We start from the raw sequence: 14,148 nt of genomic DNA, 5'->3' as shown, positions 1-14,148 counted from the left end.
GCGCGTGGACGTGTCCGGATCCACGGCCGGCGCGGGCTTGTGGATAACTTCGGAGCGCGGCATCCGTTGCATCGCATGATGGGTGCCATGACCGACCCCGTGCGCACCATCGCCGACCGGGTGCGCACCCGAGTGCTGCGCGACGGCGTCGATCTCTCCCGCGACGGGTCGGCGGCGGCGAGATACGCGCACGAAGAGGTTCGGCGCTACAGCGAGCGCGCACTCTCAGGGGCGCACGCCCAGCTCGGCGACGAGGTCGGCACGACGCGCGAAGTCGTCGCCTCGATCACGGGCTACGGACAGCTGCAGCCGTTCTTCGACGACCCCGACGTCGAGGAGATCTGGATCAACGCGCCGACGAAGGTGTTCGTCGCGCGCCACGGCATCGCAGAACTGACGACGGTCGTGCTGTCGGACCGCGAGGTGCGAGAACTCGTCGAGCGGATGCTGCAGCACTCGGGCCGACGCGTCGACCTCTCGTCTCCGTTCGTCGATGCGACCCTGCCCGATGGCTCACGACTGCATGTCGCCATCCCCGATGTGGCGAGGTCGCACTGGTCGGTGAACGTCCGGAAGTTCCAGCGGCGCATCCGCTCGCTGGCGGCGCTCGTCGAACTCGGCTCGCTCACGCCGCATGCCTCGGAGTTCCTCCGTATGAGCGTGCTCGCCGGAGCGAACATCCTCGTCTCCGGCGCCACGCACACCGGCAAGACGACGATGCTGAACGCACTCGTGTCGGGGGCGCGCACGGGGGATCGCGTCGTCACCGTCGAGGAGACGTTCGAACTCGACCTCGATGTGCGCGACCTCGTCGCGTTGCAGTGTCGCCAGCCGAGCCTCGAGGGAACCGGCGAGATCACGCTGCGCCGCCTGATCAAGGAGGCGCTCCGCATGCGGCCCGACCGCCTCATCGTCGGCGAGGTGCGCGAAGCCGAGAGCCTCGACCTGCTCATCGCGCTCAACTCGGGGCTTCCCGGGATGTGCACGATCCACTCGAACTCGGCGCGGGATGCGCTCGCGAAGCTGTGCACGCTGCCACTCCTCGCGGGTCGGAACATCGACTCCGCGTTCGTCGTGCCCACGGTCGCGAGTTGCATCGACATCGTGGTGCACCTCACGATCGATCGCGACGGCCACCGACGGGTCGCCGAGATCGTGGCGCCGACCGGCGAGTGCACCGGCGCTGCGGTCGACGCCGAGGCGATCTTCGTGACCCGAGGGGGCATGCTCGTGCCGACGGGCGCCGCACCCGCACGACTCGAGAAGTACCGCGCTGTCGGGCTCGACCCCGACATCGTGCTCTCGGCGGCGACCCGATGAACGCGAGCCTCGTCTTCGGCGCACTCCTCGGCCTCGGCGTGCTGTTGACCGTCTCTCCGCTGCTCTGGCCGGCGAAGGCCGAGGCGGGGCGTCGCCCCGGTGCAGCCACGAGCCGCATCTCCGATGAGCTCGCGCTCGCAGGTCTCGCCGGCGTGCCGATCGCCGTGATCGTGATCGTCGCAGTGCTGTTCGCGCTCGTGGCGGGCGCGGTCGCACACGCGGTCTTCCTTGTCCCCGTCCTCACGATCGTGGCGACGCTGCTCGGCGCCGCGCTCGTGCCACTCCTCGTGCACGCCCGCGCCACCCGGCGGCGGGCGGCCAATCGAGCCGTCTGGCCCGACGTTGTCGATCACCTCGTGTCCTCCGTTCGCGCCGGCATGTCGCTCCCCGACAGCCTCGGCGCACTCGCCGAACTCGGTCCGGCGTCGACGAGGGCGGCATTCGCGTCGTTCGACGACGAGTACCGGCGCACCGGCAACTTCGGCGCGTGCCTCGATCGATTGAAGGGCGTGCTCGCCGATCCCGTGGCCGATCGCATCCTCGAGACCCTCCGCATGGCCCGAGAGGTCGGCGGCAGCGACGTGACGGCAGTGCTGCGAGGCCTCTCGGGATACCTGCGGGAAGACGCGGCGCTGCGTGCGGAGGTCGTCGCCCGGCAATCATGGATCCGCAATGCCGCGCGGCTCGGCGTGGCGGCGCCGTGGCTCCTGCTCCTGGTGCTCGCATCCCGCCCCGAGGCCATCGTCGCCTACGATTCCGCGGCCGGTGCTGCCCTGATCATCGCTGGCGTGGTGGTGACGATCGTCGCCTACCAGGCGATGGTGGCCCTCGGACGTCTCCCCGAGGAGCGCCGATGGTTCCACTGAGCAGCGTCCCCGCCCTCGGGCTCCTCTGCGGCGCCGTGCTCGGTCTCGGCCTCTGGCTCGTCGTGTCGGCGGTGCCGCGAATCGGTCGCGCCCGGCTCATCGACCGCGTGGCGCCGTACGTCGCCGACATCTCGGCCGAGGCGCGCTCCCTGCTCGCCCATCGCCCCGCCGACCCCACGCCGGTGCTCGGCATGTTCGTGCGACCGATCCTCCGAGCCCTCCGCACCGTCATCTCCGAATGGCTGGGTGGTGCGGACACCGTCGCACGACGCCTGCGACAGGCGGGGTCGACCGCCTCGGTCGAGCGATTCCGTGGCGAGCAACTCGCGTGGGGTGCTGCGGCCTTCGCGATGACCTCGGCTCTCGCGATCCTCGCTCCCTCCTTCGGCTCGCTGCCGACGGTCGTTCGCCTCGCCATGCCGTTCCTCGCTGCGGCGCTCGGCGCCGTCGTGCGCGACTGGATGCTGCAACGCGCCGCTCGTCGCAGGCTCGCCCGCATCTCGGCCGAGCTGCCCACAGTGCTCGAATTCCTCACGCTGAGCCTCACCGCGGGCGAGGGCATGCTCGACGCGATCCGCCGGGTGGCTCGCCTCGGCAGCGGGGCGGGCGTGCTGCCCGAGGAGTTCGCCGCGACCGTCGCGTCCGTCGGCACGGGAGTGCCGCTCGGGCAGGCGCTCGCCCGGCTTCGCGACGACCTCGATCATCCTGCGCTCTCGCGCGCCCTCGATCAGGTGCTCGGCGCACTCGAACGGGGTGCGCCGCTCGCCTCGGTGCTCAGATCGCAGGCCGGCGATGCCCGCGACGAAGCCAAGCGCACGATCATCGAACAGGCCGGCCGCAAAGAGGTCGCGATGCTCGTTCCGTTGATCTTCCTGATCCTGCCGGTGACGATCGCGTTCGCGCTCTTCCCGGGATATCTCGTACTTCAGGCGGGCTTCTGATGGGGCGCAGCCGCACCGAACGCACGGCTCCGTGCACCGACGAAGGGGAATCACATGCGCAATCTGCTGAAGCAGCGGTTCGAGGACGAACGAGGAGACGTACCCGGCTGGGTCCTGATCACGCTCATGACGGCGGGACTCGTGATCGTGATCTGGGGCCTCGCCGGCCCCGCCCTCTCCGGCGTCTTCGATCAGGCGATCAGTCGGGTGCTCGGCGGCGTCTGAGTACGTCGCTGCTGGCTCGCACCCGCGCCCTGGCGCACGAGGAGCGCGGCTCGGCCGTCGCAGAGTTCACCATGGTGGGGGTTCTGCTCACGGTGCTCGCGCTCGCCGTGGTGCAGCTCGCCCTCGCCTTGCACGTGCGCAACACGGTGCTCGACGCCGCAGCGGAGGGCGCTCGATATGCGGCACTCGCGGGGTCGAGCGAGGCAGCCGGCATCGCGCGCACCCGGGAGTTGATCGGTGCGGCGATCTCCGCGGAGTACGCTGACGAGATCGTCGCCGGCCTCGGCTCGGTGGGCGGCGTTCCGACGGTTTCGGTGACCGTGCGTGCGCCACTGCCGGTCATCGGCTTGCTCGGCGTGGAGCATGCGCTGGAGGTGACAGGGCATGCGGCGCTCGAAGTGGTCGAGTGAGGCGGGGTCGGCCTCGCTCGAGTTCCTGACGGTCGGCGTCATCCTGCTCGTGCCACTCGTCTACCTGGTGCTCGCGATGTCGGCCATCCAGGCCGGCGCGCTCGCCGTCGAGGGTGCGGCCCGCCAGGCTGCCCGTGTCGCGGTGCAGGCGATCGACTCGGGCGCTGCGGACGTCGCGGTCGAGCGCTCCGTGCGAGTGACACTCGAGGACTACGGCATCGACGCCGACGCGGCATCCGTGGTCGTCTCCTGCACCCCGACCGGCGACTGCCTCGCTGCCCAGGAGCGTGTGCGGGTGACAGTCTCGGCGAGTGTGCCGCTGCCGCTCGTGCCCGAGTTCCTCTCGCTCGACCGGGCGACGAGCGTGCCCCTCGAAGGCACGGCGACCCAGACGGTGTCGCGCTTCGCGGCGAACACGAGCACGGCCGTCGAGGGTGGAAGCGGTCGATGATGGGCTGGATCCGCACTCGCCTCGACCGCGACGAGCAGGGGTCGACGCTGCTCCTCACGATCTTCTACTGCGTGCTCGGACTCTCGCTGATCATGGTCGTCGTGTCGGCGACTTCGCTCTACCTCGAGCGCAAGCGCCTGTTCACGGTCGCCGATGGTGCCGCGCTCGCCGCAGCGGAGGCATGGAGCCTCGATGCCGTGCAGGTCGAGGGCGACCACCTCTCGCTCGAGCTCGACTCGGTCGAGGTCGGGCGGGCGGCGAGCGCCTACCTCGCCGACGCCGTGCACGAGCTGCACGACGTCGAGCTCGTGCGGGCGGCATCAACCGATGGCCAGAGCGCCACGGTCACGATGCGGGCCGTCTGGTACGCGCCGATCCACACCGAGCTGCTGCCGCTCTCGGTGCCGATCGAAGTGACGGCGACGGCACGCTCAGTGTTCCACTGAGGGCGCTCGACCGGCGACCGGTGCTGGTTGACGCTGTGGTCGCACTCTCGGCGCCGGAGTTCCGCCGAACCGGCGGCGTGCGATTGACTGGAGTCATGACCGTCGAGATCTCAGACCACTTCGCCCGCATCCTCTCGTCGCCGGTGTTCGCCCACCTCGGCACCGTGCGCCCGAACGGCGAGGTGCAGGTGAACCCCATGTGGTTCGAGTTCGACCCCGAGACGCAGACGATCCGCTTCACGCACACCTCGAAGCGTGCGAAGTTCCGCAACCTGCAGGCGAACCCGCACATGACGCTCGAGATGACCGACCCCGAGAACCCGCTCAAGTACGTCGAGGTGCGTGGCCGGCTCGCCGAGGTGCTGCCCGACCCCGAGGGTGCGATGTACGTGCGGCTCGGCCAGCGCTACGGCAACCCGAACGAGCAGGCGCCCGCCGACAAGGCCGACCGGGTCGTGCTCGTCATGGCGATCGAGAAGGTCAACGGGCGATGAGCGGCAGCGCCGGGCGCGGCACCAGCGGCGGCGCAGGTCGGGCCGACGGCCGCCGCTACGCCTGGATCGCGATCATCGGGGTCGTGCTCGCCGTGCTCTCCCTGCTGACCCCGGCGCTCGCCTCGCTGCCACTGTCGGCGCTCGCCGTGGTGCTCGGGCTCCGCGGGCGACGCGAGGTGAGGAAGGACCCGACCCTCGTGGCCGGGTGGCTCTGGATCGGCGCCGTGGCGGTCGGCGGGTTCGTGCTCGTCTTCCAGCTCATCCTCATCGTGCTGTCGTTCGGTACGCCGACGAGCTGAGCGGCACGACGACCGGCTGAGCGACTCGTGACGCCCCCTCAGCGCCGCCGGTGCGGCACGTAGCGGGGGATCCAGCGCCAGAGCATCGCCGCACCCACCAGGCCGAGCACGCCGACGACCACGTTCGCCGCCATGATCGACGCGATCGAGGTCACTGCCGCGATGATGAGCGGCGCGCCGGCGCCGCCGGTGTCGCCGATCATGCGGAACGCGCCGAGGAACGGCGCGGGGTTCTGCTTCGGCGCGAGGTCGGCGCCGAGCGTCATGATGATGCCGCTCGTGATGCCGTTCGCGAGGCCGAGCCACACGGCGATGACCGTGAACCAGAGCGCGTTCGACGGCAGGTCGTGCGTGAAGGCGAGCGCGATGTGCCCCGCCGCCATGCCGAGCATGCCGGGGATCGCGCTCCAGAGGCGCCCGAAGCGGTCCATGAGCTGACCGCTCGCGTAGAAGAGGGCGAAGTCGAGCGTGCCCGAGATGCCGATCACGAGCGCCGCCTGCTCGGCCGGCATGTCGATCGAGACCGACCACAGGGGCAGCATGACCGTGCGGCTCACGCGGATCGCGGCGAGCAGCCCGATGCCGGTGCCGATGCGGGCGAGCACCCCGCGGTTCTCGCGGATCGCCCGGAACACGCTCGGCGACGACTCGGCCGCCGCCTCAGCCTCGCCGGCGGTGAGCGGCGCGCCCGAGGCATCCGTCGCGCTCGAGGCATCCGGCGCAGCAGGGCTGGACGCAGCGGATGCCTCGCGCGCGAGCCTCGCGGCACCGAACACCTGCTCGGGGTCGGGCAGCAGCACGAGCACGCCGACGACGGCGAAGCACGCGCCGACGAGCACCCAGAAGACGGCCTCGCTCGACCCCGTCGACGCGATGATCGCGGCGGCGACGAAGGGGCCGACGGCCCAGCCCGCGCGGAACACGCCGCCGAGCGTCGAGAGCGCCCGAGCCCGCGTGCGCACCGGCACGTAGCTCGTGAGGAATGCATGCCGCGCCAGCCCGAACACGGCGGTCGCGATCCCGAGGAGGAAGACGCCGATCGCGAGGGCGGGCAGCGTGGGGGAGACGATGGCGATGAGCACGCCGATGACCGCGAGCATCGCCGCCCCGATCATCGCGTTGCGCTCGCCGATGCGGGCGACGAGCCATCCGGCCGGCAGGTCGCCGGCGAGTTCGCCGACCATGAGCATCGCGGCGATGAGGCCCGCGAGGGCGAGTGAGGCGCCGCGCTCGGTCGCCACGAGCGGCACGATCGGGATCATCGCGCCTTCGCCGAGCGAGAAGACGAGGGTCGGCAGGTAGACCGGGAGGATGATCGAGCGCCAGGAGAATCGGGGCGCGGAATCGGTCATCGAATCGACGCTACACCCGCGCACGCGGTGCACCACGTGGGCGGGCGACTCGCGTAGGCTGGGAGGCCATGTTGGATCTTGACCTCTCGCAGGAGATCGCCGCGCTGCGCTCCACCTTCAGCGACATTCGCGCCGTCGTCGACGTCGACGGCATCAAAGCCGACATCGAGCGGCTCTCCGAAGCGGCGGGTGCTCCCGATCTCTGGGACGACACCGCGAACGCCCAGAAGGTGACGAGCGCGCTCAGCCACCGCCAGTCGGAGCTCGCGCGCGTCACGAGCATCGACTCGCGGCTCGACGACCTCGAGGTGCTCGTCGGGCTCGCCAACGAGATGGGCGACGAAGACAGCGCCGCTGAGGCCCGCACCGAGCTCGAGTCGCTGCAGAAGGCGATCGGCGACCTCGAGGTGCAGACGCTGCTCGACGGCGAGTGGGACGACCGGCCTGCGGTCATCACCATCCGCGCCGGCGCCGGCGGCGTCGACGCCGCCGACTTCGCCGAGATGCTCATGCGCATGTACCTCCGCTGGGCCGAGAAGCACGGCTACAAGGCCACCGTCATGGACACGAGCTACGCCGAAGAGGCGGGCATCAAGTCGGCGACGTTCGAGATCGACGCGCCCTACGCGTTCGGCACCCTGAGCGTCGAGGCCGGCACGCACCGCCTCGTGCGCATGAGCCCCTTCGGTGCGGCGGGCAAGCGCCAGACGAGCTTCGCGGCCGTCGAGGTCATCCCGCTCATGGAGGAGGCGCAAGAGGTCGAGATCCCCGAGAACGACATCCGCGTCGACGTCTTCCGTTCGAGCGGCCCCGGCGGCCAGTCGGTCAACACGACCGATTCCGCCGTGCGCATCACGCACCTTCCGACCGGCACGGTCGTCTCGATGCAGAACGAGAAGTCGCAGATCCAGAACCGTGCAGCCGCCATGCGCGTGCTGCAGTCGCGACTGCTCCTCATCCAGAAGGAGCAGGAGGCGGCCCAGAAGAAGGAGCTCGCGGGCAACATCACCGCGAGCTGGGGCGACCAGATGCGCTCCTACGTGCTCGCGCCGTACCAGATGGTGAAAGACCTGCGCACCGAGCACGAGGTCGGCAACCCGAGCCATGTCTTCGACGGCGACATCGACGGCTTCATCGCCGCCGGTATCAAGTGGCGCAAGCGCCCCGCCGAGTAGACATCGAGCCGAGCAGGCACCTGAACGAGCGGATGCCTCCGGCCGCGGCCGACTGAGCCGCGGCCGCCTGAGCTGCGCGCCGGCGAGCCGCGCAGTCGGTCGAGCCGCCCGCGCCGGCGCGATCAGACGCGCTCGGCTTCGACCGCCGCCGCGAGGGCTGCCGGCAGCCCGCCGATGAGGGCCGCGAGCCCGAGGTCGAACGAGCGGTCGGTCGGATGCACGCCGTGGGCGGCGGCCTTCACGCTCCGCAGCGCTTCGGCGCGGCTGAAGGTCGGCGCGAGGGGCGCTGCGGTGCCCGGTGACATGATGTCGTCGGGCGCGAGCGTGTCGAGGGCCGAGCCGATGATGAACGATTCGAGAGCGACGATCGCGTCGACGGCGCCGCCGACGGGCCACCCCTCCGCCACGAATCGCTTCGTGATCGACTCGTAGTTCGCGACCGAGCGCTCCTGGCCGTCGATCGCCGTGGTCGCGAGCAGCGCGATCGCGGCGGGGTGTGTGGCGAACGCCGAGCGGTAGGAGTGCGCCCAGCGCAGCACCGCGTCGACGAGCGTCGTCTCGGGGGTGTCGAATCCCGAGACGTCGAGCAGTTCGGCGACCCGGCCGCGCATGGCTCGCACGACATCGGCCTTGCCGCCGAAGTAGTGGTACAGCGCCGGGGGATGCACCGACAGCGAGCGGGCGAGCGCCGCCATCGTGAACCCGTCGGGCCCGGCCGTGCGGGCGAGGCTGAACGCGGCGTCGACGATCTGGTCGGCGCTCAGCACCGGCGTGCGCGGGCGGCCCGCGCTGCGCTTGGCCGGGGAGGGACTCACAGGGCTCCTTCGAGTGGTCGACACGGGATTTGTCGATGAGCGTATTCGGGAGTAGCGTGTGCCCGAATTTAACCACATTAAATTGTGCCGCCGAAGAAGGCGGGCGAGAGAGCGAGCACTACATGCACGGGGTCGTCGCGGACACCATCCTCATCGGCGCGCGCGTGATCACGATGGACCCGCGCCGGCCCGAGGCATCCGCCGTCGCGATCCGGGCCGGCCGGATCCTCGCGGTCGGCGACGCCGCCGACCTCGCCGACTACCGCGGAGCGCGCACCGTCGTGCAGGATCTCGCCGGGGCATCCGTGACCCCGGGGCTCATCGACGCGCACATGCACCCGATCCAGGGCATCGAGCTCGCGGTGGGCCTCGACTTCGGGGGAGTGCGCGAGCCCGGGACCTTCCTGCGCATGCTCGCCGACGAAACCGCTCGCGTCGCCGACGGCACGGCGGGCGGCTGGGTGCGGGGCTGGAACGTCGACTACGACCTCTTCTCGACCCTGCCGATGACCGCTGCAGCGATCGACGCGGCCACCGCCGGTGCTCCGGCGTTCCTGATGTTCTTCGACGGGCACACCGCCCTCGCGAACACCGAGGCACTGCGCCGCTCGGGCATCACCGGCGCCCGTCGCTTCGGCGACACCTCCGAGATCGTCGTCGACGAGGCCGGCCGGCCGACGGGATGCCTCCGCGAGGACTCGGCCTTCGACATCGTGCTGCGTACCGCCCCCGAGTACACCCGCGCGGAGACCCTCGATCGGGTCCGCGGCATCCTCGGCGGCCTCGCGGCATCGGGCATCACCGGCGGATGCATCATGGACGGCAACCCCGCGACCCTCGACCTGCTCGATGAGCTCGACGGCAGCGCATCCGCCGACCACGAAGCCCCGAGCGGGCTGCCCGTGCGGATCGTCTCGGCCATGGCGCACAACCCCGGCTACGACGAGGAACGCACACGCCATCACCTCGCGCAGCGCGATCGCCGGGGCAAGCGCTGGCGCGGCGGCCTCGTGAAGCTCTTCGCCGACGGCGTCATCGACACCGGCACCGGATGGCTCTACGAACCCGACACCCACGGCGACGGCGGCACCTCGTTCTGGGCCGACGCCGACGAGTTCGAACGCGTCGTGCACCGCTACGCTGCGGCCGGATTCCAGATCGCGACGCACGCGATCGGCGACCGGGCGATCGGCGAGACGATCGACGCCTACCTCGCCGCCGGCGTGCACTCGAACGGCACCGCCCCGCACCGCATCGAACACCTCGAGCTGCTCGCCGACCGCGACCTCCGCCGCATGGCGCACGCCGGCATCACCGCGTCGGTGCAGCCCCTCCACATGCAGTGGCGGAAGGCCGACGGCTCCGACTTCTGGGCCGAACGCCTCGGCCCCGAGCGCGCCGCCCTCGGCTGGCGGGTGCGCGACATGATCGACGCCGGCGCCCCCGTGGCGCTCGGCTCCGACTGGCCCGTCGCGCAGACCGATGCGCGCATCGGGCTCGCCTGGGCGCGGCTCCGCCGCGAACCCGGCAACCGCGACGCCCCGGTGTTCGAGCCCGACCAGGTGCTCACGCCGTACGAAGCCCTACAGGGCTACACCGTCTGGGCCGCAGAGGCCCAGGGCGACCGCGATCTCGGCGTCATCGCGCCGGGCTACCGCGCCGACCTCGTCGTCTGGGCCGACAGCCCGCTCGACGTCGGCGCGGACGAACTGCTGCACCTCCCCGTGCTGACGACGATCGTCGACGGGCAACCCGTGTTCGCGGCATCCGCCGCCTGACCCCCTTCGAATCAGAGGCAACCATGCAAGACGTCGGCGCGCTCGCGCTCCTCCCCGTCGTCATCATCCTCGTCGTGGCCGTGCTCACACGGCGCACGCTGTTCGCGATGCTCTGCGGCACCCTCGTCGGTGCCGTGCTGCTCGGCGGCTGGGAGTTCTTCGACTCCTGGATCGGCTACTTCGGCACCGCCATGGCCGACGAGACCCTGCAGTGGCTCATGCTCGTCGTCGTGCTCTTCGGCATCCTGATCACGCTCTTCGAGCGCTCGGGTGCCGTGCGGGAGTTCGCGGCCTGGGCCGAGCGCTTCGTGAACTCGCGGCGGAAGTCGACCATCCTGAGCTTCCTGCTCAGCATCGTGCTCTTCGTCGACGACTACCTGAACGTGCTCACCGTCGGCACGTCGATGAAGGCCGTGACCGACCGCTACAACGTGCCGCGCACCGAACTCGGCACGATCATGAAGATGACGGCGGCGCCGATCGCGGTCATCGTGCCGTTCTCGACGTGGGCGCTGTTCTTCGCGGGCCTCCTCGAGGCGCAGGGCGTCACGGCCAACGGCTCGGGCTTCGGCGCCTACCTCCAGGCCATCCCGTTCATCTTCTTCGGCTGGATCGCGATCGCGATCGCCGCACTCGTCGCGTTCGGATGGTTCCCGAAGCTCGGCGCACTGAAGAAGGACATCGCACGAGCGGATGCCTCGGGCGACGTCTTCCCCGTCGGCACGACCGCCGAGGAGCGCGAGGCCGAGGGCGGGTTGCCCCTGCACGCCGAGGTCGGCGAGTTCGCGGCATCCGGCGACGGGGGAGCCCGGGCCGTCGCGTCCGCTCACGTCGAGACCGAGGCCGCTCCCGTCGCAACCGGGTCGACCGCCACGGCCGTCGCGACCCGTTCCCCCGAGTACGCGAAGCCCCGCCCGTGGAACTTCCTCGTGCCGATCGCCGTCATGATCGCCGTGACGATCCTCACCGAGGTCGACGTGCTGAAGGGTACGGTCGCCGCCCTCATCGTCGCCATCGTCATGTACACGGTGCAGCGACGCCTGAAGGTCAAGGGCGTGCTCGAGGCCGCGTTCGACGGGGTCGGCAGCATGCTCTTCGTCATCGTGCTCACGGCACTCGCGTTCATGGTGCAGCACATGAACATCGACCTGCACCTCGCCGACTGGGTGATCGAGTCGACCCAGCCCGTCATGAACGGCGCGCTGCTGCCCGCGATGGTGTTCCTCGTCTGCGGCGTGTACGCCTACGCGACGGGATCGTTCTGGGACCTCGCGGCCGTCATCACGCCGATCGTGATCCCGCTCGCCTTCGCGATGGACGTGAACCCGATCATCGCGGGCGCGGCGGTGTTCTCGGGCGCTGCACTCGGGTCGACGACCTGCCTCTACGGCGACGGCATCATCCTCGCATCGCGGTCGACCGGAATCAAGCCGCTCAACCTGATGACGGCGATCCTGCCGTACGCCGGCATCGCGGCTGCCGCGTCGCTCGTGCTCTACCTGATCGTCGGATTCGCCGGCGTGTAGAGCCGGTCGTCCCTGAATCAGTGGGCGGCGACCCGGTTTTCCGGTGTCGCTGCCCACTTTTGCCTCGCCCTTCCTTAGGCTCGATGGCGATGATCCGCTTCGACTCCGTCACCAAGACCTACCCCGGCCAGGCGAGGCCCGCCCTCAACGACATCGGGGTCGAGATCCTCCGCGGGGAGTTCGTCTTCCTCGTGGGCGCTTCCGGCTCCGGCAAGTCGAGCTTCCTCCGGCTCATCCTCAAAGAGGAGAAGCCGTCGAAGGGCGCCATCCACGTGCTCGGTCAAGACCTGGGCTCGATCTCGACGCGCAAGGTGCCGTACTTCCGGCGCGACCTCGGCGTCGTGTTCCAGGACTTCCGGCTGCTGCCGAACAAATCCGTCTACGAGAACGTGGCCTTCACGCTGCGCGTCATCGGCAAGTCGCGCGGCTACGTGCAGTCGGCGGTTCCCGAGACGCTGAAGCTCGTCGGGCTCGACGGCAAGGGCAAGCGGATGCCCCACGAACTCTCGGGCGGTGAGCAGCAGCGCGTCGCGATCGCGAGGGCGATCGTCAACAAGCCGCAGATCCTGCTCGCCGACGAGCCGACCGGCAACCTCGACCCCGTGACGAGCGCCGGCATCATGACCCTGCTCGAGCGCATCAACGCGAGCGGCACGACGATCGTCATGGCGACCCACGAGGCCGGAATCGTCGACCAGATGCGCCGCCGCGTCATCGAGCTCTCGGCCGGCGACATCGTGCGCGACGAGCGCAGCGCCGGCTACGACGGGCAGACCGTGCGCGACGTCGACTACGTGCCGGAGCAGGCCTCCGGAGAAGCCGGAGAGTCGGCCCAGGCCGAGACCGCCATGGCCGCGGTCGCCGCTCCGAAGGTCACGCCCGAGGTCATGCGCGACGCCGAGCCGCTCTACGTCGAACCCGAGGCGACCGACGCCGTGACCGACGCCGCCGCCGAGATCACCGCGGCCGCGACGGGCACGATCCAGGTCGACCCCGAGAAGCTGAAGCCGAAGCAGGCCGGCGGTGCCGCGGCATCCGAACACCTGACGCTCGCCGAACGGCTCGGGCTCAGGGCCCCGGGAGGCCCCCGGGAAGGCGACGACGACCAGGAAGTGGGGCCGACGAAATGAGGCTCGGTCTCGTGCTCTCCGAGGCGGCGAACGGCCTTCGCCGCAACGCCTCGATGGTGGTCTCCGTCGTGCTCGTCACGTTCATCTCCCTCACCTTCGTCGGCACGGCCGCCCTCCTGCAGCTGCAGATCGGCCAGATGAAGAACTACTGGTACGACCGGGCGCAGGTCGCCGTCTACCTCTGCACGAGCGTGTCGACGACCGCCGGCTGCACCGACGGCGAGGCGACCGAGGAGCAGAAGACCGCGATCGAGGACCAGCTGTCGTCGGACACGCTGTCCAAGTACATCGACGAGTTCTACTTCGAAGACCACGATCAGGCCTTCGCGAACTTCCAGGAGCAGTTCGAGGGCACGCCCGCGGCCGACTACGTGACGCCCGAGGTGCTGAACGAGACGTTCTGGGTGAACCTCGTCGACCCGTCGCAGGCCGCGGTGCTCGTCGAGAGCTTCGCGGGCATGGCGGGAGTGGAGGGCGTCGTCGACCAACGTCGCTACCTCGATCAGATCTTCGACGTGCTGAACGCGGCGAGCTACACCGCGATCACCGTCGCGGCGATCATGCTCGTGGCCGCTGCGCTGCTCATCGCGACGACCATCAGGCTCTCGGCGTTCTCACGGCGGCGCGAACTCGGCATCATGCGCCTCGTCGGGGCATCCAATCGCTTCATCCAGACGCCGTTCATCCTCGAGGGGGTGTTCGCGGGGCTCATCGGCTCCCTGCTCGCGGGCGGGGCGGTGGTGGCGATCGTGCACTTCTTCGTGCAGGGCTATCTGGCCGAGAACCTGTCGTTCACGTTCGTCGATCTCACCGACGCGCTGATCGTCGTGCCGCTGCTGATCCTCGTGGGCGTGGTGCTCGCGGCGGTCTCGGCGGGCATCGCCATCACGAGATACCTGAAGGTCTGACCGGCCGGGTTT

The 14,148-nt window shown here is 70.2% G+C and carries 15 protein-coding genes and 1 pseudogene; 14 read left to right on the top strand and 2 right to left on the bottom strand.

Translation table 11 applies throughout. The features are described from left to right. The first annotated feature begins 87 nt into the window (after nt 1–87). From ASD23_RS09875 to ASD23_RS09840, 9 genes are all read left to right on the top strand, one after another. Entirely contained in the window at nt 88–1,320 is a 1,233-nt protein-coding gene (locus ASD23_RS09875; RefSeq protein ID WP_082571533.1) for an ATPase, T2SS/T4P/T4SS family, read from the top strand. Next, the gene (locus ASD23_RS09870) at nt 1,317–2,186 is read left to right on the top strand and encodes a type II secretion system F family protein (RefSeq protein WP_056009868.1); all 870 of its coding nucleotides are present in this window, start codon (nt 1,317–1,319) and stop codon (nt 2,184–2,186) included. The genes ASD23_RS09875 and ASD23_RS09870 overlap by 4 nt, the downstream gene beginning before the upstream one ends. Next, nucleotides 2,174–3,127, top strand: a complete 954-nt coding sequence (locus tag ASD23_RS09865) for a type II secretion system F family protein (RefSeq protein ID WP_235507702.1) — start codon at nt 2,174–2,176, stop codon at nt 3,125–3,127. The genes ASD23_RS09870 and ASD23_RS09865 overlap by 13 nt, the downstream gene beginning before the upstream one ends. A 54-nt stretch (nt 3,128–3,181) precedes the next feature. Next, nucleotides 3,182–3,352 (top strand): hypothetical protein, encoded by a 171-nt coding sequence (locus ASD23_RS19075; RefSeq protein WP_165877364.1) that lies wholly within the window; start codon nt 3,182–3,184, stop codon nt 3,350–3,352. An 11-nt stretch (nt 3,353–3,363) separates the two neighbouring features. After that, a complete protein-coding gene (locus ASD23_RS09860; RefSeq protein WP_442854327.1) occupies nt 3,364–3,762 on the top strand; it encodes a TadE/TadG family type IV pilus assembly protein in 399 nt (132 codons plus the stop codon). Next, nucleotides 3,737–4,213, top strand: coding sequence for a hypothetical protein (locus tag ASD23_RS09855; protein ID WP_056009864.1), 477 nt, complete (start codon nt 3,737–3,739; stop codon nt 4,211–4,213). The genes ASD23_RS09860 and ASD23_RS09855 overlap by 26 nt, the downstream gene beginning before the upstream one ends. Next, the gene (locus ASD23_RS09850; protein WP_056009861.1) at nt 4,210–4,659 is read left to right on the top strand and encodes a pilus assembly protein TadG-related protein; all 450 of its coding nucleotides are present in this window, start codon (nt 4,210–4,212) and stop codon (nt 4,657–4,659) included. Before ASD23_RS09855 ends, ASD23_RS09850 begins: the two co-directional genes overlap by 4 nt. Before the next feature lie 95 nt (nt 4,660–4,754). Continuing rightward, complete coding sequence (locus ASD23_RS09845) at nt 4,755–5,153, top strand: PPOX class F420-dependent oxidoreductase (RefSeq protein WP_056009859.1); 399 nt, start codon at nt 4,755–4,757, stop codon at nt 5,151–5,153. After that, nucleotides 5,150–5,452, top strand: a complete 303-nt coding sequence (locus ASD23_RS09840) for a hypothetical protein (RefSeq protein WP_056009857.1) — start codon at nt 5,150–5,152, stop codon at nt 5,450–5,452. The genes ASD23_RS09845 and ASD23_RS09840 overlap by 4 nt, the downstream gene beginning before the upstream one ends. Nucleotides 5,453–5,682: 230 nt before the next feature. Here ASD23_RS09840 and ASD23_RS09835 read toward each other — a convergent pair. Beyond that, nucleotides 5,683–6,714, bottom strand: a pseudogene (locus ASD23_RS09835) (MFS transporter); the annotation flags it as partial. A gap of 158 nt (nt 6,715–6,872) precedes the next feature. Between ASD23_RS09835 and prfB the strand changes: the two are divergent. Further along, nucleotides 6,873–7,979 (top strand): peptide chain release factor 2, encoded by a 1,107-nt coding sequence (gene prfB, locus ASD23_RS09830; protein WP_056009853.1) that lies wholly within the window; start codon nt 6,873–6,875, stop codon nt 7,977–7,979. Nucleotides 7,980–8,101: 122 nt separating this feature from the next. On the opposite strand, the gene ASD23_RS09825 is transcribed toward prfB, so the two are convergent. After that, nucleotides 8,102–8,794 (bottom strand): TetR/AcrR family transcriptional regulator, encoded by a 693-nt coding sequence (locus tag ASD23_RS09825; RefSeq protein WP_056009851.1) that lies wholly within the window; start codon nt 8,792–8,794, stop codon nt 8,102–8,104. Nucleotides 8,795–8,829: 35 nt separating this feature from the next. Between ASD23_RS09825 and ASD23_RS09820 the strand changes: the two genes are divergently transcribed. The 4 genes from ASD23_RS09820 (at nt 8,830) to ftsX (ending at nt 14,136) form a co-directional block, all read left to right on the top strand. Next, nucleotides 8,830–10,572, top strand: a complete 1,743-nt coding sequence (locus ASD23_RS09820) for an amidohydrolase (protein ID WP_235507701.1) — start codon at nt 8,830–8,832, stop codon at nt 10,570–10,572. Nucleotides 10,573–10,595: 23 nt separating this feature from the next. Further along, complete coding sequence (locus ASD23_RS09815) at nt 10,596–12,098, top strand: Na+/H+ antiporter NhaC family protein (RefSeq protein ID WP_056009847.1); 1,503 nt, start codon at nt 10,596–10,598, stop codon at nt 12,096–12,098. 89 nt (nt 12,099–12,187) lie between these two features. Next, nucleotides 12,188–13,228 carry a cell division ATP-binding protein FtsE gene (ftsE, locus tag ASD23_RS09810; protein WP_056009845.1) on the top strand — a complete coding sequence of 347 codons (1,041 nt, stop codon included), beginning with the start codon at nt 12,188–12,190 and terminating at the stop codon, nt 13,226–13,228. Beyond that, complete coding sequence (ftsX, locus tag ASD23_RS09805) at nt 13,225–14,136, top strand: permease-like cell division protein FtsX (RefSeq protein ID WP_056009843.1); 912 nt, start codon at nt 13,225–13,227, stop codon at nt 14,134–14,136. The genes ftsE and ftsX overlap by 4 nt, the downstream gene beginning before the upstream one ends. Nucleotides 14,137–14,148 lie beyond the last annotated feature (12 nt).

Source organism: Agromyces sp. Root1464 (assembly GCF_001427265.1).
GTDB classification, from domain to species: domain Bacteria; phylum Actinomycetota; class Actinomycetes; order Actinomycetales; family Microbacteriaceae; genus Agromyces; species Agromyces fucosus.
The sequence above is the reverse complement of the archived record's forward strand: the minus strand, read 5'-3'. Positions and strand labels throughout refer to the sequence as shown.